Source organism: Chitinophaga sp. CCNWYY40 (assembly GCF_037483205.1).
Taxonomy (GTDB): Bacteria; Bacteroidota; Bacteroidia; order Chitinophagales; family Chitinophagaceae; genus Chitinophaga; species Chitinophaga ginsengisegetis.
Map to the genome: position 1 here is coordinate 438,542 of NZ_JBBHLF010000007.1, position 24,350 is coordinate 462,891.

22 protein-coding genes are annotated in these 24,350 nt (G+C 45.6%); 10 read left to right on the forward strand and 12 right to left on the reverse strand.

All coding sequences use genetic code 11. The features are described from left to right. The first annotated feature begins 27 nt into the window (after positions 1-27). Complete coding sequence (locus tag V7S65_RS27425; protein ID WP_079471233.1) at positions 28-633, forward strand: outer membrane beta-barrel protein; 606 nt, start codon at positions 28-30, stop codon at positions 631-633. A gap of 119 nt (positions 634-752) precedes the next feature. Then, positions 753-926, forward strand: a complete 174-nt coding sequence (locus V7S65_RS27430) for a hypothetical protein (RefSeq protein ID WP_168771287.1) — start codon at positions 753-755, stop codon at positions 924-926. A 70-nt stretch (positions 927-996) separates the two neighbouring features. On the opposite strand, the gene rho is transcribed toward V7S65_RS27430, so the two are convergent. Next, positions 997-2,709, reverse strand: coding sequence for a transcription termination factor Rho (gene rho / locus V7S65_RS27435; protein ID WP_079471765.1), 1,713 nt, complete (start codon positions 2,707-2,709; stop codon positions 997-999). Positions 2,710-3,155: 446 nt separating this feature from the next. Between rho and asnS the strand changes: the two genes are divergently transcribed. From asnS to chrA, 4 genes are all read left to right on the forward strand, one after another. Further along, on the forward strand, positions 3,156-4,595 hold the full coding sequence (asnS, locus tag V7S65_RS27440; protein ID WP_181784981.1) for an asparagine--tRNA ligase: 1,440 nt from the start codon (positions 3,156-3,158) through the stop codon (positions 4,593-4,595). A 468-nt stretch (positions 4,596-5,063) separates the two neighbouring features. Continuing rightward, a complete protein-coding gene (locus V7S65_RS27445) occupies positions 5,064-5,198 on the forward strand; it encodes a hypothetical protein (RefSeq protein ID WP_336388913.1) in 135 nt (44 codons plus the stop codon). 43 nt (positions 5,199-5,241) lie between these two features. Beyond that, complete coding sequence (locus V7S65_RS27450) at positions 5,242-6,198, forward strand: isopenicillin N synthase family dioxygenase (protein ID WP_079471236.1); 957 nt, start codon at positions 5,242-5,244, stop codon at positions 6,196-6,198. Between the two features lie 355 nt (positions 6,199-6,553). Beyond that, complete coding sequence (chrA, locus tag V7S65_RS27455) at positions 6,554-7,714, forward strand: chromate efflux transporter (RefSeq protein WP_336388912.1); 1,161 nt, start codon at positions 6,554-6,556, stop codon at positions 7,712-7,714. Here the strand turns inward: chrA and V7S65_RS27460 are convergent. The 4 genes from V7S65_RS27460 to ku are packed head-to-tail and all read right to left on the reverse strand — an operon-like array spanning position 7,709 to position 12,871. Further along, entirely contained in the window at positions 7,709-9,058 is a 1,350-nt protein-coding gene (locus V7S65_RS27460) for a sigma-54-dependent transcriptional regulator (protein WP_310006448.1), read from the reverse strand. The two genes, chrA and V7S65_RS27460, sit on opposite strands and share 6 nt — an antisense overlap. 16 nt (positions 9,059-9,074) lie before the next feature. After that, positions 9,075-9,539, reverse strand: a complete 465-nt coding sequence (locus V7S65_RS27465; RefSeq protein WP_079471240.1) for a DUF4199 domain-containing protein — start codon at positions 9,537-9,539, stop codon at positions 9,075-9,077. 27 nt (positions 9,540-9,566) lie between these two features. After that, entirely contained in the window at positions 9,567-12,086 is a 2,520-nt protein-coding gene (ligD, locus tag V7S65_RS27470; RefSeq protein ID WP_336388911.1) for a DNA ligase D, read from the reverse strand. Continuing rightward, a complete protein-coding gene (gene ku / locus V7S65_RS27475) occupies positions 12,083-12,871 on the reverse strand; it encodes a non-homologous end joining protein Ku (protein ID WP_079471242.1) in 789 nt (262 codons plus the stop codon). Before ku ends, ligD begins: the two co-directional genes overlap by 4 nt. Before the next feature lie 107 nt (positions 12,872-12,978). Between ku and V7S65_RS27480 the strand changes: the two genes are divergently transcribed. Continuing rightward, positions 12,979-13,326 (forward strand): hypothetical protein, encoded by a 348-nt coding sequence (locus tag V7S65_RS27480; protein WP_079471244.1) that lies wholly within the window; start codon positions 12,979-12,981, stop codon positions 13,324-13,326. A gap of 26 nt (positions 13,327-13,352) precedes the next feature. Here V7S65_RS27480 and V7S65_RS27485 read toward each other — a convergent pair whose 3' ends face one another. From V7S65_RS27485 to V7S65_RS27500, 4 genes are all read right to left on the reverse strand, one after another. Beyond that, positions 13,353-14,414 carry a DNA topoisomerase IB gene (locus V7S65_RS27485; RefSeq protein ID WP_336388910.1) on the reverse strand — a complete coding sequence of 354 codons (1,062 nt, stop codon included), beginning with the start codon at positions 14,412-14,414 and terminating at the stop codon, positions 13,353-13,355. Continuing rightward, positions 14,407-15,273: an SDR family oxidoreductase gene (locus tag V7S65_RS27490; RefSeq protein WP_336388909.1), complete on the reverse strand. Its 867-nt coding sequence runs from the start codon at positions 15,271-15,273 to the stop codon at positions 14,407-14,409. Before V7S65_RS27490 ends, V7S65_RS27485 begins: the two co-directional genes overlap by 8 nt. Positions 15,274-15,354: 81 nt before the next feature. Beyond that, positions 15,355-15,909 carry a YciE/YciF ferroxidase family protein gene (locus V7S65_RS27495; RefSeq protein WP_079471247.1) on the reverse strand — a complete coding sequence of 185 codons (555 nt, stop codon included), beginning with the start codon at positions 15,907-15,909 and terminating at the stop codon, positions 15,355-15,357. Positions 15,910-15,939: 30 nt separating this feature from the next. After that, positions 15,940-16,167 (reverse strand): hypothetical protein, encoded by a 228-nt coding sequence (locus V7S65_RS27500; protein WP_079471248.1) that lies wholly within the window; start codon positions 16,165-16,167, stop codon positions 15,940-15,942. Between the two features lie 301 nt (positions 16,168-16,468). Here V7S65_RS27500 and V7S65_RS27505 point away from each other — a divergent pair, with 301 nt between their 5' ends. Beyond that, entirely contained in the window at positions 16,469-17,908 is a 1,440-nt protein-coding gene (locus tag V7S65_RS27505) for a sensor histidine kinase (protein WP_336388908.1), read from the forward strand. Between the two features lie 98 nt (positions 17,909-18,006). Continuing rightward, complete coding sequence (locus V7S65_RS27510; protein ID WP_336388907.1) at positions 18,007-19,422, forward strand: hybrid sensor histidine kinase/response regulator; 1,416 nt, start codon at positions 18,007-18,009, stop codon at positions 19,420-19,422. A 40-nt stretch (positions 19,423-19,462) separates the two neighbouring features. Here the strand turns inward: V7S65_RS27510 and V7S65_RS27515 are convergent, their stop codons facing one another. The 3 genes from V7S65_RS27515 to V7S65_RS27525 all read right to left on the reverse strand — a co-directional run bounded on the left by V7S65_RS27515 (position 19,463) and on the right by V7S65_RS27525 (position 23,622). After that, positions 19,463-20,899: a sigma-54-dependent transcriptional regulator gene (locus tag V7S65_RS27515; protein ID WP_079471251.1), complete on the reverse strand. Its 1,437-nt coding sequence runs from the start codon at positions 20,897-20,899 to the stop codon at positions 19,463-19,465. Positions 20,900-20,972: 73 nt separating this feature from the next. Next, the gene (locus V7S65_RS27520) at positions 20,973-21,341 is read right to left on the reverse strand and encodes a response regulator (RefSeq protein WP_227024459.1); all 369 of its coding nucleotides are present in this window, start codon (positions 21,339-21,341) and stop codon (positions 20,973-20,975) included. Positions 21,342-21,348: 7 nt separating this feature from the next. Continuing rightward, positions 21,349-23,622, reverse strand: coding sequence for a glycosyltransferase (locus tag V7S65_RS27525; protein ID WP_336388906.1), 2,274 nt, complete (start codon positions 23,620-23,622; stop codon positions 21,349-21,351). 430 nt (positions 23,623-24,052) lie between these two features. Between V7S65_RS27525 and V7S65_RS27530 the strand changes: the two genes are divergently transcribed. After that, positions 24,053-24,331 carry a hypothetical protein gene (locus tag V7S65_RS27530; protein WP_079471254.1) on the forward strand — a complete coding sequence of 93 codons (279 nt, stop codon included), beginning with the start codon at positions 24,053-24,055 and terminating at the stop codon, positions 24,329-24,331. The last annotated feature ends 19 nt before the right edge of the window (positions 24,332-24,350 follow it).

Sequence of the window (24,350 nt, forward strand, 5' to 3'; positions counted from 1 at the left end):
TTAATGAATATTTAAATTTAACGACAGATGAAAAAGTTGATTGTATTGGCCGCAGTAGCACTGTTCGGCACACAAGTAGCAAAGGCTCAGTTTTCGAAAGGCGATGTAATTTTAGGAGGTAATCTGAATGTTACGACCAGCTCACAAAAAGTAAAAGACACAGACAACAAAACCACCAGCACTTCCTTCGGTATCAGCCCGAAAGTTGGTGTGGCACTGACTCCTAACTGGGTTATCGGTGTATTCGCAAGATCAGAATTCAGCAACGACAAAAATGTTGCAGGTGTTAAAACCAAATCATCCGATATCACTCCGGGCGTTTTTGTTCGTAACTACCACATGATCGGTGAAAGCAAATTTGCATTCTTCGCTGAAGCCAATGCCGGCTACCACTTTGGTACAGACAAAACTGATGATACCAAAACAGCTACTTACAACGGTTTCTCCGTTAGAGTATTGCCTGGTATCACTTACTTCGTAACCAAACGTTTCATGCTGGAAGGCGCATTCGGTGGTCTGAGCTACGCTTACGATCAGAAGAAAGCAGAACCAACAGGTGTTAAAACCAACACCAGCACTTTTAACTTCGATTTCCCTAAAGAATTTCAGGTTGGTGTAAACTGGATATTCTAAGCATCGTATGATGTTTTATGTAAGATAGTTATAAGGTTAGATAGATTGGATAATCCCGCCGCAGACTACTGTGGCGGGATTTTTGCATTATAGCAGTAATTCTGTTTAAAATAACTGTTATGCGAAACCTAAAATTAGTACTGTCGCTTTTTACCGCCGCTATCATTTACAGCGGTTGTGTAACTACTCATCCGGGAGGCAATCCACATGGGTTACCACCGGGACAGCAAAAAAAGATCTATGGCACTAAGTCGGCCAAACCATTTGCACCCGGGCAACAGAAAAAACAATAGCATTCTATAAAAGCAAAAACCCGTTGCGGATAACCGTAACGGGTTTTTGCTTTTATAAGATAACCTGTTTCTAGCTGTTCATAGAGATCAGGAATTCTTCGTTGTTTTTAGTTCCACGCATGTGTTGCAGCATGAAGTGCATAGACTCATCTGTGTTCATATCGCCCAGGTGATTACGCAGGATGTGGATACGTTTCAGGGAATCTTTATCCAGCAACAGATCATCACGACGGGTAGAGGATGCAGAAACATCGATCGCCGGGAAGATACGTTTGTTAGCCAGTTTACGATCCAGCAACAGTTCCATGTTACCGGTACCTTTAAATTCTTCGAAGATCACCTCATCCATTTTAGAACCGGTATCGATCAATGCGGTAGCCAGGATGGTCAGTGAACCACCATGTTCTATTTTACGTGCCGCACCGAAGAACTGTTTTGGTTTCTGCATGGCGTTAGCTTCCACACCACCGCTCAGTACTTTACCGGAAGCAGGTGCCACGGTGTTGTGCGCTCTGGCGAGACGGGTAATGGAATCGAGGAGGATCACCACATCATGACCGCATTCTACCAGGCGTTTCGCTTTTTGCAGTGCGATGGCAGATACTTTCACGTGTTTTTCAGCCGGTTCATCGAAGGTAGAAGCAATTACTTCTGCCTTTACGCTACGTTCCATATCTGTTACCTCTTCCGGACGTTCATCGATCAGCACCACCATGAGGTAAATTTCGGGGTGGTTGGTAGCGATGGCGTTGGCTACTTCCTTGAGTAACATGGTTTTACCTACTTTAGGCTGCGCTACAATCAGTCCGCGTTGTCCTTTACCGATAGGCGTAAACATATCCATGATACGCGTGGAGTAGTTATTGGAAGTAGTAGTTAATCTCAGTTTTTCGAAAGGAAACAGTGGTGTCAGGTAATCAAAAGGTACACGGTCGCGTACTTCTTCCGGTGACTTGTTATTAATTGTTTCCACTTTCAGCAAAGCAAAGTACTTCTCCCCTTCTTTAGGCGGGCGTACAGAGCCTTTCACGGTATCGCCGGTTTTGAGGCCGAAGAGTTTAATCTGCGACGGAGACACATAAATATCATCCGGGGAACTGAGGTAGTTATAATCGGAAGAGCGGAGGAAACCGTAGCCGTCGGGCATCATTTCCAGTACGCCTTCACTTACGATAACGCCATCAAATTCTATATTGAAAACTGGTTCTTTCTTATTAGGGAAGCGGTTCTTCTGCGCTGCAGGCACTATCGGAATTTCTCCGGGCACTACAAAATCGTCGTCTTCGTCCAGCTCATCTTCTGCCGGAGGAATTACTACCACTTCTTCTTCCTCTTCCGGTTCTTCATCTTCTGTAAAAGAAGGGATAATGATATCGTCATCATCATCGAAAGTGAGGGAAGGAATACTGTCCAGGTCTATCTCAAAGTCTTTTATTTTAGGCTTGGCGGAAGTTACCGGTTTCTCGTCTTCGTCATGATCTTTTGATTTATTACCGGTAGCTTTTTTTGCTGCTGGTTTCTTAGCAGCTGGTTTTTCTTCAGCGTGAGCAGGTTCTTCAGCAGCGTTGTTTGCTTCGTCTTTCTTTACAGGTTTGCGTTTCCGTGCTTTCTTTTCGTCTCCGTTGGCTTGGTTATCTTCTGAGGCTAATACTGCTTGTTTATCAAGAATTTTGTAGATGAGGTCCTGTTTGTTCAGTTTTTTTGCGTTGGGAACGTCCAGTTTCTCTGCAATATCAAGCAGCTCAGGAACGAGCATGTCGTTCAGTTGTAAGATGTCGTACATCATCTGTGTTGTCAAATTTTAGAAGTGTTGTGAGGCGGGTACCACTGCATACCAACATACACCAATTACAAATAATTGTTTTTGAGTCAATAAATTTAATTAGCTTATTAAATTTGATAGGGAATGATTGAGTTTAGGAACTGCTGATGAAGATGGAAAAATGAACTTAATCAGGCAGAATATACCGCAAGATTAAAACAAGTTTTACTATTATCCAAAAATATTTAAGTGCAAATTGCCCCAAAGTAGCCCCTAAAACCGCTCTTCCCCGGGCTGTACCCTACTGTTAGCCGAACGCTCAAACCCTTGTTTATACAGGGGTAGCGCCTGTTTGCCCCTCTTTTTTAACATTTCCTTTGCAGTAGCAGCCCGGAAAAAGGCCGGAGCCCGTACTACATACTATGAAGTTTTCCACTTATTTTTGCAATCCTAAAATTATATATATCATGAGCCAAAGGGTGAAAGTCAAGCAAATCTTGTCAGACGACAAGGCGCATTACGAAGTTACAGTTAAGGGTTGGGTGCGTTCATTCCGCAACAATCAGTTTATAGCTTTGAACGATGGCTCCACCAATAATAATTTACAAATAGTAATTAATACTGAGAATACGGATGCCGCGCTGCTGAAGCGTATCACTACCGGTGCGGCTATCAGCGCTACCGGCGAAATTATTCCTTCCCTGGGTAAAGGACAGAAAGTAGAATTAAAAGCGGCTACCCTGGAAATACTGGGCGACTGCGATCCGGAAAAATATCCGCTGCAGCTGAAGAACAAGCCCAGCCTGGAATACCTGCGTGAAATAGCGCATCTGCGTTTCCGCACCAATACCTTCGGCGCCATCTTCCGTGTACGCCACGCACTGGCATTTGCAGTACACCGCTTCTTTAACGAACGCGGATTTGTGTACCTGCACACGCCTATCATTACCGCTTCCGATGCAGAAGGCGCCGGTGAAATGTTCCGCGTAACCACACTGGACATGAAAAAACCGCCACTGAACGAAAACGGCGATATTGATTACAAGGAAGATTTCTTCGGCAAATCCACCAACCTCACTGTTTCCGGGCAACTGGAAGGAGAACTGGGCGCTATGGCCTTTGGCGACATCTACACCTTTGGCCCAACTTTCCGTGCTGAAAACTCCAACACAGCCCGCCACCTGGCAGAGTTCTGGATGATTGAACCGGAAATGGCCTTCTATGAGCTGGAGGAAAACATGGACCTCGCGGAAGCATTTATCAAGTCTGTTATCGGCTATATACTTGATAACAATCGTGATGACCTTGACTTCCTGGCAAACCGCCTCGCGGAAGAAGAGAAACAAAAACCACAGCAGGAACGCAGTGAAATGGGACTGATTGAAAAGCTGGAATTTGTGCTGAACAACGAGTTTGTACGTATTACCTATACAGAGGCCATCGACATTCTGAAAAACAGCAAGCATAATAAAAACAAAAAGTTCCAGTACCTGATCGAAGGCTGGGGCGCCGATCTGCAGAGCGAACACGAACGCTACCTGGTAGAAAAACACTTTAAGAAACCGGTGATCTTAACCGATTATCCTAAAGAGATCAAGTCTTTCTACATGAAGCTGAACGACGACAATAAAACCGTGCGGGCAATGGATATCCTGTTCCCCGGCATCGGTGAAATGGTAGGCGGTTCGCAGCGTGAAGAGGACTACGACAAACTGGTAAAACGTATGCAGGAAATGCATGTGCCGGTAGAAGAACTAAGCTGGTACCTGGATACCCGCCGTTTTGGTACTGCGCCACACGCCGGGTTTGGCTTAGGCTTTGAACGCCTGATGCTGTTTGTTACCGGTATGACGAACATCCGCGATGTAATTGCATTCCCGCGGACACCGAAGAGCGCAGAGTTTTAAGCGGAGGGCGCCTTCGGCGCCTTAAATTGTCTTGGTCCAGGATTAGGATGATTATGTTGATTTCGCTGATTTCCCCACCTTTTGTTGTTTGATTTTTTTGGGGAGATAAAAGTGTGATGCTTTTGTCTCCCTTTATTTTTTAAATTTTATAGGATTTTTATAGATGAAGAAGGGAGGTGGAAGCGTGCTGCTTTTATCTCCCTTCATTATTTTAATCATCTTTAAAATCTAAAAAATAAAATCAGCGAAATCAACATAATCATCCTAATCCTGGACCAAGCAATTTAAAAGCGCCGAAGGCGCCAACTCCCCATTTATGGAAACTCCCCTTCTCCGCATCTATACTCCTGAAAGCGCTTTCAACCAATTTCGTTTAACCTAAACCGTTACTTATGGCTGAAATAAACACCGCTACACAGGGGAGCAAAAGAGGCACCCGTATACGAAGCTTTCCACAAGAATGAGCTGATGGTACTGATCAAAGCAGACAAGGCATCGAACTATAAGAATGTGGTGGATATGATGGATGAAATGCTCATCAATAAAGTAAACCGCTACGCAATGGTAGATATTAACGATAAAGAGGCCGGCTACTTCAAATGAGCTATTTTTCCCTACCTTTATCGCTCCAAAACAATTATTCAATATGGCAACTACCCACTCTATCCCCTCAGTGGATCTTGCAGACTTCACATCCGGAGATGCAGGACGAAAGGCAGCCTTTGTGCAGCAGTTAGGTAAGGCTTATGAAGAAGTTGGTTTTGTAGCGGTAAAGAATCATGGGATTCCTGACGAACTGATTGCGGACCTCTACAAATACGTACAACAATTCTTCAAGCTTCCCGCTGACACCAAACATCAGTACGAAATTCCGGAACTGGCCGGGCAACGCGGTTATACTTCCTTTGGTAAAGAACACGCCAAAGGTTATGACGCTCCGGACCTGAAGGAGTTTTTCCAGTTTGGTCAAACTGTGGAAGATAAAGATCCTATCAGTTCGGAATACCCTGCCAACGTACAGGTAGCGGAAGTGCCGGAGTTTACGCCAACTTTCTTTAAAGCATACCGTGGGTTTGAAAAATCCGGTAAATACCTGTTACAGGCCATCGCCCTGTTCCTGGGACTGGAGGAAACCTATTTTGATGATAAAATCCATAATGGCAATTCCATCCTGAGAGCCATCCATTATCCGCCTATCACGCAGGAGCCTAAATCGGCCATCCGTGCGGAGCAGCATGAAGATATCAATCTCATCACTTTACTGGTGGGCGCCTCTGCGGATGGTTTGCAGATCCTGGATAAACAAGATAACTGGGTACCGGTTACCTCCCTGCCGGAACAGATTGTGGTAAATGTGGGAGATATGCTGCAGCGGTTAACAAACAACCGTTTAAAATCTACCACACACCGGGTGGTGAATCCTCCCCGCGAAATGTGGAATACTTCCCGCTATTCGATTCCTTTCTTCCTGCATCCAAAATCCAATATGAAACTGGACAGCCTGGAAAGCTGCGTTACAGCACAGAACCCGCTGGCATATGAACCCATCACTGCCGGTGAGTACCTGGATGAGCGCTTACGCGAAATAGGCTTGAAAAAATAAGGACTATACATAGCAAAGTCCCGGTAAAATTGTTACCGGGACTTTGTAAATATCCTGCGTATAAGCAAGTCTCTTCTTTAACGGTTCTTCCTGATATGGTTATTCTTTAGATCCGAACATTTCTCATGTTGGTGGGTAATTAACCTGTCTGATAAATTGATCACAACGGACAAAAGGCCATATTCGTTATAATAATCACCGATATTACAAGTATTGTGCCTTTATTATTTTGGGGATTACCGATATTAGCAACACGGTTGTATTTTGTCCGGATATTTGAGTACCTTATAACCTGTCCAATCGGCATACACTAAAATAAACTGTGCTTCTACGTCATATACCTTTTCTTAAAGCTGTGCTATTACATAGCATCACTGCCTACGGAGGCCCGCAGGGTCATCTGGCCATGATGATGAAAACATTTGTACAGCAACGGAAGGATGTAACGGAACAGGAGCTGATGGAATACAATGCTTTCTGCCAGCTGCTTCCCGGCGCTTCTTCTTCCCAAACCCTTACCTTAATCGGCTATAAACGCGGCGGCGCAATACTGGCTATTATTACCCTGCTCATCTGGATTTCCCCGGCCTGTTTGATCATGGGTTCCCTGAGTTTCCTGTTGCAATATTTCGGCAAAAATGCCCTGCATACTGATATTTTCAAGTACGTACAGCCGATGGCGGTAGGCTTCCTTGCGTACGGGGGCATCCGTGCTTTCCGGATCAGTATTAACAGCATGGCCACTTTTGCCATCATGGTGGTATCCATGTTTACCGCCTTCTTCCTGAAATCGCCGTGGACCTTTCCCGCGCTGATCATCCTGGGGGGTATTGTATCCAACTTCAGTAACAAACGTATTCCCGGTGTGGCGGAAAAGCCCCGTAAAATACAGTGGGGAAATATCTGGTTATTTGTGTCGTTGTTTATACTGGCCGGATTCCTTTCTGAGCTGGCGCGTACCCACGAGTGGATTACCAGGCGGCCATTTAACCTCTTTGAAAACTTTTACCGTTTCGGCAGCCTTGTATTTGGCGGAGGGGATATCCTGATTGCGATGATGCTGGAACAGTATGTAACCCGCGCCAAATCGCAATACCTTTCTGCGGAAGAGTTACTTACCGGCGCCGGTATTATGCGGGCGCTCCCCGGTCCTACCTTTTCCATATCTGCCTATGTGGGCGGCATGGCCATGCGTAATCTGGGCATGGGTTACCAGTTCTTGGGGTGTATTATAGCGCCTATTGCCATCTTCCTGCCCAGCTTGTTGCTGGTATTGTTTTTCTTCCCTATCTGGAATAACCTGAAAAAATATGTGGTGATATACCGTGCCCTCGAGGGGATCAATGCGGTAGTAGTGGGTATTATGTGGGCAGCCACTTTTATTCTCTTCTTTGTGATCCCGGTCAACTGGTACAACCTGCTGATCATGGCCAGCACCCTGGCATTGCTGTGCCTTACCAAGGTGCCTTCCCCTTTTATCGTATTGGCGTGCCTGTTACTGGGCTGGCTGTTATGATGCGCTGATATTGTATTCTTTAATTTTATTGTAAAGCGTGGTTAACCCGATGCCCATCAGTTCTGCGGCCCTGGTTTTATTGCCTTTGGCGTGGGCCAGCACCCGGATAATGTGTGCTTTTTCCATATCTGCCAGTTTAAGGGAAGATGCATCTTCCGCGTTCCCCTGCTGAAAATCGAACGGCAGCACGGGGGTATCCAGTATGTCCGTGTCCGTTAGGATGGCGGCCCTTTCGATTACATTACGCAGTTCGCGGATATTTCCCTTCCAGCTGTGCTGTTGCAGCGCCTGCAGGAAAGCGGGCGTCATCCCGGTGATACGTTTATTCATTTTAGGCGCTATCTGCTGAAGAAACCAGGTGGCCAGCAATGGGATATCCTTCCGGCGTTCGTTTAGTGATGGCAGGGAAATCTGGAAGGCCGACAGCCGGTAGTAGAGATCGGACCGGAAATGCCCGGCTTCGATTTCCTGCTCCAGTTGCCGGTTGGTGGCGGCGATGATCCGTACATTTGTTTTAGTGGGTTTTGTTTCGCCCACTTTATAAAACTCCTGCGTTTCCAGCACGCGGAGCATTTTGGCCTGCAGTTCTATCGCCATCTCTCCTATTTCATCAAGGAAAATGGTACCGCCGCGGGCTTCTTCAAAAAAACCTTTTTTATCTTTTACGGCACCGGTAAAGGCGCCGGCTACGTGCCCGAATAATTCGCTTTCGAGGATCTCTTTTCCAAAGGCGCTGCAGTTAACGGCTACAAAGGGTTGTTGCCGCCGCTGGCTCCCCTGGTGAATGGCCTGTGCAAATACCTCCTTACCGGCGCCGGTTTCGCCCAGCAACAGTACAGTCATATCTGACGGCGCCACTTTCTCCGCCAATGCAATGGCGGCGCGTATTTCAGGGGATTCGCCCAGGATGCTGCCGAAATTATATTTACCGCCGATCTTCTTTTCCAGGTCGCGGATGCGGAACTGCAGGTGCGCCTTATCCAACGCTTTGCTCACCAGCGGAAGGATCCGGTTGTTATCGTCTCCTTTGGTGATATAGTCAAAAGCGCCGTTTTTAATGGCCTGTACCCCATCGGCGATGTTACCATATGCCGTGAGCACAATGGTTTCAATTTCGGGGTACCTGGCGCGTATCTGCTGCACCAGTTCCACCCCGTTGCCATCCGGCAGCTTTACATCCGACAGGATCACCTGTATTTCTTCTTTTTCCAGGATCTTTAAGGCAGACCTTATATTGCCCGCCTCATGAAGTGTATATCCTTCCAGGGCCAGCAGCCGGCTTAAAAGCCTGCGGAGCTGGTCCTCATCATCGATTATTAAAATATGGCCTTTAGACATAGCCATGCAAAGATAATAGTTCCTATGGCTTCCGTGATTTATCTGTTTTCTGATTGGGTTTAAAAACCATAGCACCCAGCAGGGCTGCCACTACGCCAACAAAAATATTTACAAATAAAGCATTCCCCAGGAAGTAGATCCAGAAACTGCTTTTTACCGTGTCTTCCTCCTGCAGGGCGTGCGATGGGTTTCCGCCCACTACCAGGTGAAAAATGAGCAGGAATATAGCATACATAATAGTGGCTATGATAGTGGTGCGTAAACCCATATTAAAAGACGTCATAGCAGAGTTCTTATCTTTATGTACCCTGTTATAATGAATAATGGAGATCAGCACACCGAGGAACATGATGAGGTTGCCGAAATATCCCATCCACAAATTGCCGTACAACTTTGTTACATAAAAGAGGAGGGTAAAAACGATGCATATGGCGCCAAGAATGAAACCATACGCCGGTAGCGCTTTTGAAGATAAAGGCCTTTCCATAACTCAGTATTTAAATGAACAAAATGATCAGGCGTGCGCATTGCTTTCTATTTCACGGATCACTTTACGCAAGTCATTCTTAATACTTTTAATATCGTGCCACAAGTCGCCAGTTTCGTTTAACCGTTCCAGTGAGTTATGAATATTAAAATCGCTGATACGGAGTTTTTCATTCACCTCTTCCCACAAAAGCGGCATAGATACCGTAGCACCGGGTTTTGGACGGGCGGAATAAGGAGATGCGACCGTTTGTCCTTTACTGTTCTGCAAAAAGTCGATATACACTTTTTTATTCCGGGCAGATTTGGCGCGAACCACACTGGTGCTTTTTGGCAACTCCTCATTAACATGACGTGCAATATATTCCGCAAGCAGCCGGGTAGTATCATAAGAATGCTTTGCCCCAACAGGCACATAGATATGTAAACCGGTAGAGCCGGAAGTTTTACAAAAAGAAGTGATGCTGAAATTATCCAGCATGTCTTTGATATGCAGGGCCGTTTCTACCACGTATTTAAAATCAATGTCTTCCGGGTCAAGATCCAGTATCATAAAGTCCGGTTTGTCGAGGCTGCTTAACCTCGACAGCCAGGGGTTTATTTCTATACAGCCAAGGTTTACCATATAGGCCAGCGTGGCTTCGTTATTACATACCAGATAGTCTACATCCTTACCGGTAGAATCTGCGTGCAGCGGCACGCTCTTAATCCATGCGGGGGTTTGTTCCAGGTCAAGATCCTTCTGGTAAAAAGAAGGTCCTTTGATACCGTTGGGAAAACGGTGCAGCGACAGCGGCCGGTCTTTCAAATGAGGCAGCATATATTTTGCCACCGACAGGTAATAATCTATCAGTTGTCCCTTTGAGATCTGCTCATCCGGCCAGTATAATTTCGTTTGATTGGTGAGGGATACTTTCTTGCTGTTGAGCGTCAGGGTGCGTTCTTTTTCAATAGTAGTAGCCATGTTTATTTTTTTTGCGGTTTCAGGATGTACTTCTTTTGCCGGTTTATCTTCCCGGAGGCCGAGGAAAACTGGTTGCCTCAGATGTCCGTCGCCGGTCCATTCCTGGAATTTCACTTCACATACCAGCTTCGGCTTTACCCAGGTAACGGGCATATTGGTGGCCACCTTTTCTGAGAAAGGCGACGTTTTGCTGATCAGCGGCTGCAGCCGGTTATACAGTTCACCGATAGTGGCTTCGTTTAATCCGCCTCCACAATGCCCGATGTATTTCAGTTTTTTGTTCTCATACATGCCCAGCACCAGGGCACCTATCTGTTTCCTGCTGCCGCGGGGAGCTGTATATCCACAAATCAGCGCTTCCTGCTCGTTCACAATTTTTATCTTCAGCCACGACATACCTCTTCTGCCTTCTTCATACACACTGTCTGTTTTCTTGGCAATGATGCCCTCCCACTGTTGCTTCCGGGCTTTCTCAAAAAAACTGGTCCCTTTTTTTAGCACATGAGAAGAGAAACGGATTGTTTTATCATTTAATTCCGCTATCACATCTTTCAGCAGGCTTTTCCGTTCCAGCAGGCTCAGGTGCTGCAGTTCATTCCCATCGAGATGAAGCAGGTCGAACACCACGTATACCAGTTTCCCTTTACCTGTAGTCCGGTAATTCTGCAGGGTTTGAAAGTGGGATCTGCCTTTATTATCCAGTACAATAATCTCTCCGTCCAGCACCACATTGTGCGAAATTTTCTCTACGGCAGCCACTACCGCCGGATAGTCATTGTTGAATGATTTCTCATTGCGCGAATATAAAGTTGCCTTGTGCTTTTCCACGCTGGCAATGGCCCGGTAGCCATCCCACTTCGTTTCAAAGAGCCAGCCCTCCCCATCAAATGGTTCACTGACAAGGGTTGTAAGCATGGGCTTATATACTTTCTTTATCCGGTGAACAGCCTGCGCTGTTTTATTTTTTGACTCACTGCGGACTATTACTGCTGTTACTTTTTTTTTTGCCACCTTCGTGGCTGCTTTATTCTTTTCTCCCTGTGCTTTTATTCTTTCCGGCGTATAGTCTTCACTGTTATATTCATCTACTGCGTACTTATCTTTATGTTTGATCAGCAGCCAGGCATTTTCTTCGCGTCCTTTCATCTTCACAAGGGCAAATTCTCCCTTTAGCTTTTTCCCTTTCATTACAATTTTAAGATCGCCGGATTTCAGCTCCCGGAGGGCTTCTTTATCAAAACTTTTCCCATCGGGATTCATCAGTTCAAAGGTGCCTTTGTCCCAGATGTACACCGTACCTGCGCCATAGTTACCTGCCGGGATGGTGCCTTCAAAATCCTTGTAATCGTAGGGATGGTCTTCTACTTCCATTGCCAGCCGTTTATCTGCCGGGTTCATGGACGGACCTTTTGGTATTGCCCAGCTTTTCAGCACGCCATTTACTTCCAGTCTGAAATCATAGTGCAGCCGGGAAGCATGATGGCGTTGTACCACAAAGATGTGTTTCCCTGCCACCGGTTTACCGGTAGCAGGTTCGGTAGTTTCCGTGAAGTTTCGTTTCTTTTTGTATTCCGACAGGCTCATGATGCGCGTTTTTTAGTGGCGGTGGGTTTACCACCCAGACTGGCTTTCAGCTGATCGAACAGGTTATCGCTCTTGGTGTGTACCACACGCATTTTCTTCACCACGGTTTTCTTACCACCGGCTTTGGCCTTGATAATTTTCAGGAGTTCCGCTTTATATTCATCTTTATACTGACTGATATCAAATTCGGTCGTGTATTGTTTTACCAGTTCTATGGCCATATCCAGCTCCTTCTTTGCCAGTTTTATATGTGTTGGCAGGGTGAGGTCGCCGGAAGGGCGGATTTCTTCCGCAAAGCGGAGTTGTTGCAGCAGCAGGTAATTTTCCCGCGGCCGGATTACGGCCAGGTGTTCCTGGGTACGCAGCACAAACCTGCTGATGCCCGCCTTACCCGTTTTTTCCAGGGTTTGTTGCAGTAAGGCATAGGCCTTTTCGCCCCCTTTGGCGGGTTCAATGAAATAAGGATTTTCAAAATAGATGTCATCGATTTCTGTTTCTTCCACAAAAGATTCTATTTCGATGATCTTACTTTTTTTAGGGCTGGCTGCTTCAAAATCTTCATCTTCCAGTATAACATACTCATCTTTATACAGATAGCCTTTTACGATCTGTTCCCAGGGTACTTCTTTACCTGTATTTTCATTGATGCGCTGGTATTTGATGTGCGCCCCGTTTTTGCTGTCCAGCATGTCCAGGTCCAGGCGGCTGTCCTGTGTAGCGCTGAATAGTTTTACCGGGATATTTACCAACCCGAATCCTATGGATCCTGACCATATAGCTCGCATAAAATGATAGTTTTGGTATTAAATAAAAGTTAACACAAATGGTACCATGATATTAAAACATCGCGGCATAACTTTTGGTTTTTTAAGTTTAACTAAAACCTTATTTTATGGAAAAGCCAGGCGAAATGACAACTTTATCGAGGGTATTGGAAAAGCTGCATGAGAAAGGATTTGATCATGAGTTAAAGATGAGTGATCACGGCAGGTTACAGAATACGGATGAGCAGAAGATCTATAACCCGGAAGACCTGACTATCATTAAAACCTATCGTTTTGAGGGAGAGTCAGATCCTTCAGATTCCTCCATTTTGTATGTAATGGAAGACCAGGATGGCAATAAGGGCTACATACTGGACGCTTACGGCGCCTACAGTTCGCACGAAGAGGCAGGTTTTGACGAATTTATCCAGAAGATTAAAGTAGAAGACAGAGAAGATCAGCTGATATTCGGGTAGCCGGGCATAGCAGGCGCCTTTACCTGCTACAGGGCTTCCTTCAGAAATTGCATGAGCAACTTTTCATCCGCATGTAACCCGCCACTGGCGGGTTTACTGCGTTTAGCCCTCAGCTGTTGCAGCCAGGGTTCCAATTCGCCGGTTTCGTAGCTGTTAAGGATTTGCGGATGGATGTAATATTTCCTGCACACGGCGCGGGTATTCCCCAACTTGCCCGCCACACCGTCGATTATCGCTACAATATTCCGGCGGCATTCCGTAACGGATTCAAAGGGTGTGAGGTCTGCCAGAAGATTTAATGCGTTTACCGTACCGGCCCAGGTGCGGAAGTCTTTACAGGTAAATTCATTTTCTGCGCAGCACTGCTTTATATATTCATTTACTTCTCCGGAATCGAGGGCTTTGTGTTCGCCGTTTTCATCGTAATACTGAAACAATACCTGGCCGGGAATGTCCTGTACTTTTTTCAGCAGTTTTGCAAGTGCGGCGTCATGAAGTGCTATTTTATGCTCCACCCCTTTTTTTCCCCGGAACTGAAAGAATGCTTTGTTACCATTGATCTTCACATGTTTATTCCGCAGGGTGGTAAGTCCGTGTGAGCCGTATAACCTTTCATAGGAGGCATTGCCCACGCGGATCAGTGTTTCCTCCATCACGGACAAAGCAATGGCAATTACCTTATTTTTATCCAGTGATGTTCGTTTTAAATCTTCGTGTATACGTTTCCGTATTTCCGGTAATTTTTCGCCGAACTGCCGGAGGCGGTAGTACTTGGTTTCATTGCGGGCTTTGCCCCATTCAAGATGATAACGGTACTGTTTGCGTCCTTTCACATCGATGCCGGTGGCCTGCAGGTGGCCATTGGCCCAGGTGCAGATCCATACATTTTCCCAGGCGGGCGGCAGCACCAGTTTCCGGATACGGTCCAGCACTTCAGGGTCTTTTACTCTTTTGCCGGCGGGGTCGAGGTAGATAAAGTCCTTCCCTTTGCGGACGCGTGTATACCCGGGTGTATTTGCTGTAACGTACCGCAGTTTCACTGACCGGGCTACGGCCACGGGGTCTGTTATCAGATCTATGCTAACCATTTATGATTTCCCCTCCATTGGGATGCAGGATCTGACCGGTGAGATAACTGGCTTCATTGCTGGCCAGGAATACGTAGCAGGGGGCTACTTCCACGGGCTGGCCGGCGCGTTTCAGCGGCACATCTGTACCAAACTTTGCCACTTCCTCCGCGGTAAAAGTAGCGGGGATGAGCGGGGTCCAGATGGGACCGGGCGCCACGCCATTTACCCGGATTCCTTTTTCAGACAGGGAGGCGGATAAAGACCTTACAAAAGAAACGATGGCGCCTTTGGTGGAGCTGTAATCAATAAGATGACTACTGCCCCGGTAAGCGGTTACAGAAGTGGTGCAAATAATACTTCCGCCCTGGGGAATATACGGCAGGGCCGCTTTCGTAAGATAAAAGTGCGGATAAATATTAGTTTCAAAAGTTTTGTGCAGCTGGGCGGCGCTGATATCCGTGATACTTTCCTGCGGGTATTGTACCGCCGCATTATTTACCAGGATATCTATCTTTTTAAACTTCTTTATTACCTTTTTAACAATATCGTTGCAATGCTTTTCATTGCTGATATCGCCTGCAATGAGCATACATTCCCGGCCGGCGAGGGTAATGTGTTCGCAGGTAATTTCTGCGTCTGTATGCTCATTAAAATAAGCAATGGCTACGTCTGCGCCTTCTTTGGCAAAGGCTACCGCTACTGCGCGGCCAATACCACTGTCGCCGCCGGTAATAACGGCCACCTTGTTATGCAGTTTACCATTTTTTGTATTGCTTTTTTCGAACACCGGGGCCGGGTTCATCAATTCTTCCAGGCCGGGTTGTACGGATTGTTTCCGGGCCGGCCTCACTGGTTTTTTGGGATTGGATTTTTGCATATCAACGGGTTAAAAAAAGTCCCTGTTTAAGCAGGGACTTTTGCAGTTTTCATTAACACAATTATACAAATCATCGTTAACCTATTCTGCCGCAGCTTCTTCGTTTACAGTAGATTCAGCTACTTCTGTGAGTAAGCTGTCGGCATTCTTTTCTTCTTTCAAAGTTTGCTCCAGTAATTTCGCAACCTGGGAATGGCCCATTACATTGGCGAGTGTGCGTAAACTGCCATAGGCGGATATTTCGTAGTGCTCAATTTTCTGGGAAGCAATGATAATACCAGCGTCTCTTACGGCCGTGTCTTCGTCAGTATCTGCTACAACTTCCTGTCCTTCGGCAATCAATCCTTCCATCGCTTCGCATTTTTTTGCCTGTGGTTTTTTGCCGAGTAATTCGAATACCTGTTCCAGCCTGGCTACATGTTCTTTTGTTTCTTCCAGGTGGTTTCCTATGCAGGTACTTAACTCTTCCGAGGTAGCAGCTTTCTGCATTTTGGGCAGTGCTTTTACCAGGTTCTTTTCTGCCCAGTAGATGTCTTTTAATTCATCCATAAACAGTTCATGGAATTTGGAGTCCGGCATTTTTTCGCTGGCTGTTCTTCTTGCGGTGCCGTTGCCGGCTGATTTTGTGGTAGGCATTGTAACAGATTTTTTTAGATGAAAGAATGGTTAATGTTTATCAGGTGATTGTCTTTTAAACGCTTCTTCTTTTTCCTCTACCGCCTGCGGATTGGCGGGGGTATGAGGAGTATCCCTGTCCGGTATCTCCTGCGGGATGGGTTCAATTTCCGGCTTGTCCGGTGGCGGTTGAACCGGTATTGGGTCTTCTTTTCCCGGCTGTTGTTTATCTGGAGTTGGATCAGGAATCGGCTGTTTATTTCTATCCGGATTATTCATACCTCACAAGTTTATTGGTTAAGAACTATAGTTAGTTATCCAAAGTTCATTCCACTAGTTAGACCTGTTGTTTTTACCACAAAAACGTGTTTCTCAAACCCGCTACGGGAAGGCATTCCAGCGTACCTGTATCTCTGCGGTAACAGTAAGGCGCCACTGCTTCCGGTGCTTGTAGAATTTACCGTCATTCTGTGGAATATGTTGCTCAGAAAGCCCTTCACGGGAAAAGGGTATTTTTTAGTAGTGAAATTCAGGCAGAAATAGTAACTTGAAATGCTTTCTCAAGATCTCATACATACAGATGCATTTTTCAGTACACAAAAAAATACGACTTGGCTTTTTCATTGCATTTACCGTTATCGTGGCAGCCTCCGTGTTCTCGTACCTGGTGGCCAAAAACCTGCTGGATAACGCCGGCAGGCTGAATCATGCCATTGAAGTATCCAAACGGCTGGAGGTAATTACCCGGCAGCTCAAGGAAGCGGAAGCTGCGATCAGGGGATATACGCTTACCAAAGACAGCTCCTTCCTGGACCCCAGTATGCAGGAACGCAGCAACAGGATTGAGCGGGAATATCTCCTGCTCCGGAAAATAACGGCCGAAAATCCAGTTCAGCAAAAACACCTGGATACCCTTCGTCTGTTACTGGCCATCAAATACCAGCAACTGCAACTGGGCGAGGAGAATTCCACCCAGCTGAAACAACTCTCCGATGTGAAAGAAGGGGAAAAATCAATGGATATCATCGACATTAAGGTGCGTGACATGATCCGGATTGAAGAAAGCCTGGTACAGGAAAAATCGGAACTGTTCCATTTCTTTGCGGTGATGTGGGTACCCATGATCTTTATATCCTCGCTGGTGGCCATCCTGATAGGCATCTATTCCTATATTACCCTCACCAGGGAATTCAAACTACAGTTACATATTGAAAGCCGGATGAAGTCCTACCAGCGTGATCTGCAACAGAATATCTCCCTCCTGAATAAAACCAACCAGGAGCTGGAGCAGTTTGCCTATGTGGCTTCGCACGATTTGCAGGAACCGTTACGCAAGATATCTACCTTCAGCGACCGGCTGCAGATGAAATATAAAGACCAGCTGCCGCCGGATGCCACGCAGCTGATAGACCGTATGGTGTCCGCCGTTTCCCGGATGCGGGTGCTGATTAACGACCTCCTCATTTTTTCCCGGGCAGGCCGTATTACGCCGGAAAGCATTACCCCCGTGGATATGACCAGGCTGTTGCAGGAAGTGCTCAGCGACCTGGAGGTTACACTGGAAGAAAAAAATGTACAGGTTACATACGACCAGCTGCCGGTTATAGAAGGCAGCGATACTTCTTTCCACCAGCTGTTTCAGAACCTGCTGGCCAATTCTATTAAGTTTGCCAGCCCCGACAGGCGCCTGGAAATCAATATCCATCACCAGCTACTGCTCGGAAAGGAACTGGGTATTGTAAAAGAAAGCCGGTGGAACGAGAGTTACTGCCGCATCAGCCTGGACGACAATGGTATTGGGTTTGAGCAGGCTTATGCCGATCGCATTTTTCTTATTTTCCAGCGGCTGCATGGCATCAGCGAATATTCCGGTACAGGGATAGGACTCGCCATCTGCAAAAAAATTGTAGACAGCCACAATGGTTTCATACAAGCCCACGGATACCCGGGGAAAGGAGCCTCCTTTGTGATTATTCTACCCCTGCGACAGAGAAACAGGAATGATGGACCTACAGATTGATAAAAGGTTAGCACCTTTATTGCTGTGGATTTTGTCATTAATTGCCAAAACTCCTAATCTATTCTATTGCGATGAGCGAGCGACCAATACACATTTTAATGATAGACGATGATGAAGACGATTTCTTTCTCGTAACAGAACTACTTCATGATATTTCACCAGGTCAATATGTGCTTGAATGGGCTTCTACCTATCAGAAGGGACTGGCTGCCATAGCCGACAATACGTATGATGTATTCCTGGTAGATTACCGGCTGGGACCCAATACCGGTATCGATATCCTCCGCAGGTTACACCAGATGCATCATCAGCCGCCGGTAATTATGCTTACCGGTAAAGGCGATTATAATATTGACCGGGAAGCCATGCAGGCCGGTGCTTACGATTACCTGGTGAAAGGAGAAATGACTGCCGACCTGCTGGAAAGATCCATCCGCTATGCGCTCGATGAATTCAACCATCGCCGGTCTATTGAAGAAAGCGAGAAAAAATATTACGGCATCTTCGAAAAAGCGCACGACCTGATTGTACTGGCCGATTGCGACCGGAATATTATTGACGCCAACCCCGCTGCATTAAAAACCCTTCGTTACAACCGGGAACAGATACTGAAATTACATCTGCGCGATCTCTTCATCTCCAAAGATCAAAGCGAGAATTTCCTGAACAACATCTGTAACAGTGGTATTGCCAATTTACAGGAATATGATTTCAAAACTGCCGATAACAAAAAGCTGGTGGTATTGATCAATGCTGTTATGCTGGACGAAGCAGCGCAGATATTCCTTTGTGTAATCCAGGATATCACCGATAAAAAGAGAGAAGAACAGGAGAAACAACACCAGGAAAAATTTGTAATCACCGGGCGTATTGCCAGGGTAATTGCACATGAAGTAAGAAACCCGCTAACCAATATATTGCTGGCCGTAAGCCAGTTTAAAGAAGAAGAAGAAGTGGCGGCCAATGATGATACGCTGATGTATACAGATATCATTGAACGGAACTGCACCCGTATTAACCAGTTGATTACAGAGCTGCTGCACAGCACCCGTATGATTGAACTGCATATGGAACCTGTAGGTATCAACGAGCTTATAGAGAAAGCGCTGCAGCTATCCAACGACCGGCTGCAACTGAATGAAATCCGTGTGGAAAGAAACCTGGTATCGCCGGATGTGATGATTAATGCGGATGAAGAAAAAGTAGTGATTGCCTTTCTGAATATTATCATCAACGCCATTGAGGCAATGGTACCGGGCAAAGGCGTACTCACCATCAGTACAAGGCTTAGCCAGGACAAGGCGAAGCTGATGATCCGTGATAATGGCGCCGGTATTGCGGAAGACAAGCTGGCGCGTTTGTTTGATCCTTTCTATACCAGTAAGGCGAAAGGCACAGGTCTTGGCCTGACCAGCACACAGAATATTCTATTAAATCACAAAGGAACTATACACGTGGATAGTGAACCCGGGAAGGGAGCGGTATTTACGATTGCGATACCTGCAATAGGATAATTTATTCCCTGGAGACGGATGTCTGCCAGGGAATAAACTACTAATAATTTATATTCAGCAACCGTAATTTGTTATACAGTGTTTTACGGTCGATATTCAATACCTGCGCTGCTTTTGTTTTATTATACTTCACTTCTTTCAGCACATTGATAATCTTATTGTATTCTGCCTGAAGGGCTACTGTTTTCAGATCATTGTCGTTGGAAAGCAGCGCCAGTTCACCGGAAACGTGTACTTCTTCCGGAATCTGGTTAAAAGATTCTTTCATTTCCAGCGGCAAAGCGATCATGGTAATATCTTCCATTTCAGGCGTAAGCAAACAGGCTCTCCTGATTACATTTTTCAGTTCGCGGATATTACCGGGCCAGTTGTATTGCTGGAAGCAATCCCACACTTCAGAAGAAATTTTACCACATGATTTATCCAGTTCCTTTTCCACCTGGTTTACAAAGGCGGTGGTGAACAGTGGTAAATCTTCGCGGCGCTCGCGTAAAGGCGGAATATAAATGGTGAATTCATTAAGGCGATGGAACAGGTCTTCCCTGAATTTGCCGCGCTGTACTGATTCAGAGAGCTTTTCGTTGGATGCTACAATGATGCGTACATCAATTGGTATCTCTTTTAAACTTCCTACCCGGCGAATTAATTTTTCCTGTAGAACGCGTAGCAGGGCTACCTGTATGTCGTACGATAAATTGGAGATTTCATCCAGGAACAGGGTACCTCCCTGTGCCTGTTCAAAGGCGCCTATTTTGGTGTTGATAGCGCCGGTAAAAGAGCCTTTTTCATGACCGAACAATTCACTGGCGGCCAGTTCCTTGGAGAGGCTGCCGCAATCCAGCGCAACAAATGGTTGCTGGTTTCTTTTACTGTGATGGTGAATAAGATGTGCTACAGATTCCTTACCGGTACCGGTTTCTCCAAAAATGATAACGCTGTAATCGGTGGGCGCCACCAGTTTAATCTGTCTTATTAATTCTTTCGCTCCTTCGCTTTCACCGTATACGTATTTATTATTTTTGTCGTCCTGGTTACGTGATAATAACGTTTCACGTACTGCTTCGGGCTCACTGCCCGACTCTACTGGTCTGGATGCGCGCCGTTCCTGTTCTGCGTCTTTATGCGCAAAGGCTTTATGTACGAGGTTCAGAATTTCATCCGGGTACAGCGGTTTGGAAAGATAATCGTATGCGCCGTTTTTCACCATTTCCACCGCTACTCTTACATCTGTATAACCTGTAATAATAATTACAATTGTAGAAGGATTGATCTGATGGATATCCTGCAGCAGTTGTGCACCATCTGTATCTTTCAGCCTGTAATCACAGAGTACAAGGTCATAGGTTTTCTCTTTCATCATTTTAAGTGCAGCGCCACCCGTCATGGTGGTATCTACATCAAAGCCATGTTTCCCGAGGAATTTGCTCAGGAGTGTACAGATATTAATTTCGTCGTCTATTATTAGAATATTTTTCATACTTCTTTAATATAGTGGTAATTGGCAACAGAATAGCTGATTAAAATTACTGATTATAACCAAGAGGGCGTTATCAGCTTTTTATTTTGATACTGTCGATCAGTTCATCTACGTTCTTGAGACTGAAAGGTTTAGCCAGGAAAAAGGCGGCTCCTGCTTTCAGTGCGGTTTGCTTTTCCATCGCATTATCATAGGCGCTGATGGTGATTACTGGTAACGTGGGACAACGTTCCTTGATCACTGGCAAAGCCTCGAGGCCCGATCCGTCGGGCAGGTGGATGTCCAGGAAAAGGAGATCGGGCTGATGTCTGAAAATGGACTTCATCCCTTCTCCCAATTCATGTACGTATTTTACATTATATCCGTGACGTACCAGCGTAAGTTGCAATAGTCTGCATATATCCGGCTCATCATCTATAATCAATATGCTGGGATACTTCATGTTATTCTCAGTTGTAGCCAAGTCTGACTGGTGCCAGGCTGTTTTGTTTCGGTGTAACATACTTATGCTTATTCCATTGTTCCATTAATAATCTGGCAATCAGGTAACATACAGTAGATTCGGCGCCCTGGTTCTGGTTTATATTGTTTTTTTCAAGGCCATCGTAGCAACCGTAAGTTAATGGATTATAAACAAGTTGTTTCAGGTGATTATTACCTAAATACCAACTGAATGCCAAACGCATCTTTTCCAAATATGATTTATTCTTTGTGGTATTATAAAAAGTATTCAATGCCAGCATTGTATAGGCTACTTCTATAGATTGTTCGCCGCCGTCTTCCTGTTGCTGGGTGTTATTCCTGTGGTACCATGTTTTATTGCTGATCACCTTCATATGGCTGTCTGTAAAGGTTTTGCCACAAAGGAAAGCGAGGCTGTTTTCCGCGGTTCTGCGGTAGGCATCTATCCCGGTTACCTGGTAGGCCATCATCATTGCCTCGGGCAATACGGCGTTACCGTAGGTAAGGTAGGATTCATACCAATGCCAGGTTTCATCTGCTTCCTGTTTGTAATGTTCATACAATTTTGCAGCCAGATGTTGTAAAATTTCCACTGCTTTGCCACCGGGCTTATAGGCGAGGAAGTAATACAGTCCTTTGATGGTGAAAGCCATTGCCCTGGGTGAGTTCAGTGACTCCATCCAGGTGAAGCATTTTGTGAATATGGCTGCTACATCCTGAACCGCATCAAAAGGCAGGTGACGGTGTGAAGCGAGGGCATAACCCAGCGCCCATACAGCGCGGCCATTGGCGTCTTCCAGGTTTACTTCGTCATTCATTTTATTGAACTGGCGATCGATATCCACATAGTTAAGAAACTTGCCGGAAGGCTGCTGGCAGTAGGCAATGAAATCAATGTATTTACGGGTCAGTGAGTTCACGAAGCTGCTGGATTTTAATTCGCTGCTGTACATGCAGGTAGCAATAAGTGCGCGTGCATTGTCGTCGAGCGTATATCCGAACGCAGGATCAGGAATATCATGTTTGGAAAATTGCAGCATCGCTGTTTCATCGGTCATGCGATCGATGTGATCGAGGTAAGGCGGTGGCAGGTTAGGCAGGATCTTATCTTCTGCCAGTGCTTCGCTGATTACGCTCATATGTGCAATAGCTACATTTTCCCAGATAGAGTTGCGTGTTTTTTCAATAGCCGACTGACTCATCTGCGCACGCAGTTCCGGATCGCCGAGCAGCTGTAACGCGCATGCGGCAATTTGTTCCGGGTTATTGAAATCTACCAGGCAACCGGCTCCGTCTTCCAGCATTTCGCGGGCCTGCACAAAGGAGGTGGAGATCACCGCGCAGCCGGCGCTCATGGCGTATACGAAAGTACCGCTTACTGCCTGATGCGGATCTTTTGACGTAAAAAGGTATATATCTGTAAGAGATAAATAATCGAGTAATGTTTTCAGGGAAAGATAGTTATTGACGAATCTCACGTTGTTTTCCAGGCCGAGTTCTTTCACCAGTTGTTCCAGTGAATCACGGTATTTTTCTCCTTCACGGGAACATACTACCGGATGGGTTTTTCCCAGCACCAGGTAAATGGCATCGGGATATTGCTTTACAATATCCTTCATAGCCCGGATACCTGTTTCAATACCTTTGTTTTCGCTGAGCAGACCAAAGGTGCTCAGTACCATCCTGTTTTCTACATTGTATTGTCTTTTCAGTGTATCTACATCTTCTACGATGTGCGCGTGTGTACCATGCGGGATATGCACAATTTTTTCTGCAGGCACTTGATATACATTCTGCAGTAAGTCGGCAGACGAGCGGGTCATTACAATCACTTTTGCCGCCAGTGCGCTGATCAGGCTGACTACTTTAGTGCATTTATGATCGGGGTAAGGCAGTACGGTATGGAAACGGACCACAAAAGGCTTATCCAGTAAGGAAAGCATAGCCAGGAGGTTATGACCGTATTCTCCACCATACAGGCCAAATTCGTGTTCAAAACAAACCAGGTCTATTTTGTCGTTCTCATTTATTTTCTGTGCAAAATCGATACAATTATCAATATCAAACGGGTTGACCGAGTAAGTAACAGGTGTTTCTTTTACATTGGCAGGTTTGCCTGATTCTTCCAGTGCTGCCACCTCAATATTCAGGTTACCGGCAAAGTTCTTATTCATTGCGTTTACCAGGTCCTGTGCAAAAGTTGCGATCCCACATTCACGGGGCGGGTAAGATGTAACAAAAAGCAAAGTTCTAATCTTCATGGCAAAAATTTTATACTACGCAGTTAACAAGTAACCAGGTCCTCAATTTTGCGGATCGGGACATAGGATGTTTCAAATATCAATCCAATGCCTGCTGTAGGGGGTTTCGCCGGATTTAGACACAAGAAAGTGTGGATATAATTCCACACATTTTATCCCGTATCCACAGGTAAGGTCTGTGAATAAAATAAAAGCGGACCATTTACATTCTATTAACAGTCCATATAATCATAATTGTTTACAATTGTAATGTAATTTGCTGATTACAGGGTTAATTCAGGCACAAATAGCAATATTACTACCATAACAGGTAAACAATAATGTTTTTTTGTCCATTTCAGCTTATTTTAGCTGAAGGATGCCCCCAAGCTACCATGTGAAGAGCAAATTTTAACCATTCCATTTTTCTCATTTAAACCCAATGGCCGTTATGCGAAACATTGCATGTACATTTAATGTAGATGGTGTTCCTACCAAAATCAGTTTGAGAAAACTTCCCCGGCAAAGGCGCTTTCAAGCCATCATTGACCGTAATATCACGGAGTATATCATCTCAGACGAGACCAATGAGATTGAGTATTATGAGGGACCGGTGTTAAGCGAATATCTTTTCACCCGGATTGCCAGTCTTATTAAACAGTATTTCCCGAATGTGCGGGCAATTATGAAGATTGGGGAAGATAACTATGAAGATTACGACGATTTTTAGACACCTGGCAGACGGCTGT

What these genes read in the sequence shown, in the direction of transcription:
- rho (WP_079471765.1), bottom strand. Translation starts at nt 2,709, where the DNA reads ATGTACGACATCTTACAACTGAACGACATGCTCGTTCCTGAGCTGCTT.
- ligD (WP_336388911.1), bottom strand. Translation starts at nt 12,086, where the DNA reads ATGAGCCTGTCGGAATACAAAAAGAAACGAAACTTCACGGAAACTACC.
- V7S65_RS27530 (WP_079471254.1), top strand. Translation starts at nt 24,053, where the DNA reads ATGCGAAACATTGCATGTACATTTAATGTAGATGGTGTTCCTACCAAA.
- V7S65_RS27480 (WP_079471244.1), top strand. Translation starts at nt 12,979, where the DNA reads ATGGAAAAGCCAGGCGAAATGACAACTTTATCGAGGGTATTGGAAAAG.
- V7S65_RS27430 (WP_168771287.1), top strand. Translation starts at nt 753, where the DNA reads ATGCGAAACCTAAAATTAGTACTGTCGCTTTTTACCGCCGCTATCATT.
- V7S65_RS27485 (WP_336388910.1), bottom strand. Translation starts at nt 14,414, where the DNA reads ATGGTTAGCATAGATCTGATAACAGACCCCGTGGCCGTAGCCCGGTCA.
- V7S65_RS27425 (WP_079471233.1), top strand. Translation starts at nt 28, where the DNA reads ATGAAAAAGTTGATTGTATTGGCCGCAGTAGCACTGTTCGGCACACAA.
- V7S65_RS27515 (WP_079471251.1), bottom strand. Translation starts at nt 20,899, where the DNA reads ATGAAAAATATTCTAATAATAGACGACGAAATTAATATCTGTACACTC.
- V7S65_RS27510 (WP_336388907.1), top strand. Translation starts at nt 18,007, where the DNA reads ATGATAGACGATGATGAAGACGATTTCTTTCTCGTAACAGAACTACTT.
- V7S65_RS27490 (WP_336388909.1), bottom strand. Translation starts at nt 15,273, where the DNA reads ATGCAAAAATCCAATCCCAAAAAACCAGTGAGGCCGGCCCGGAAACAA.
- asnS (WP_181784981.1), top strand. Translation starts at nt 3,156, where the DNA reads ATGAGCCAAAGGGTGAAAGTCAAGCAAATCTTGTCAGACGACAAGGCG.
- V7S65_RS27505 (WP_336388908.1), top strand. Translation starts at nt 16,469, where the DNA reads ATGCATTTTTCAGTACACAAAAAAATACGACTTGGCTTTTTCATTGCA.
- V7S65_RS27500 (WP_079471248.1), bottom strand. Translation starts at nt 16,167, where the DNA reads ATGAATAATCCGGATAGAAATAAACAGCCGATTCCTGATCCAACTCCA.
- V7S65_RS27495 (WP_079471247.1), bottom strand. Translation starts at nt 15,909, where the DNA reads ATGCCTACCACAAAATCAGCCGGCAACGGCACCGCAAGAAGAACAGCC.
- V7S65_RS27525 (WP_336388906.1), bottom strand. Translation starts at nt 23,622, where the DNA reads ATGAAGATTAGAACTTTGCTTTTTGTTACATCTTACCCGCCCCGTGAA.
- V7S65_RS27460 (WP_310006448.1), bottom strand. Translation starts at nt 9,058, where the DNA reads ATGGCTATGTCTAAAGGCCATATTTTAATAATCGATGATGAGGACCAG.
- V7S65_RS27465 (WP_079471240.1), bottom strand. Translation starts at nt 9,539, where the DNA reads ATGGAAAGGCCTTTATCTTCAAAAGCGCTACCGGCGTATGGTTTCATT.
- V7S65_RS27520 (WP_227024459.1), bottom strand. Translation starts at nt 21,341, where the DNA reads ATGAAGTATCCCAGCATATTGATTATAGATGATGAGCCGGATATATGC.
- V7S65_RS27445 (WP_336388913.1), top strand. Translation starts at nt 5,064, where the DNA reads ATGGTACTGATCAAAGCAGACAAGGCATCGAACTATAAGAATGTGGTG.
- ku (WP_079471242.1), bottom strand. Translation starts at nt 12,871, where the DNA reads ATGCGAGCTATATGGTCAGGATCCATAGGATTCGGGTTGGTAAATATC.
- V7S65_RS27450 (WP_079471236.1), top strand. Translation starts at nt 5,242, where the DNA reads ATGGCAACTACCCACTCTATCCCCTCAGTGGATCTTGCAGACTTCACA.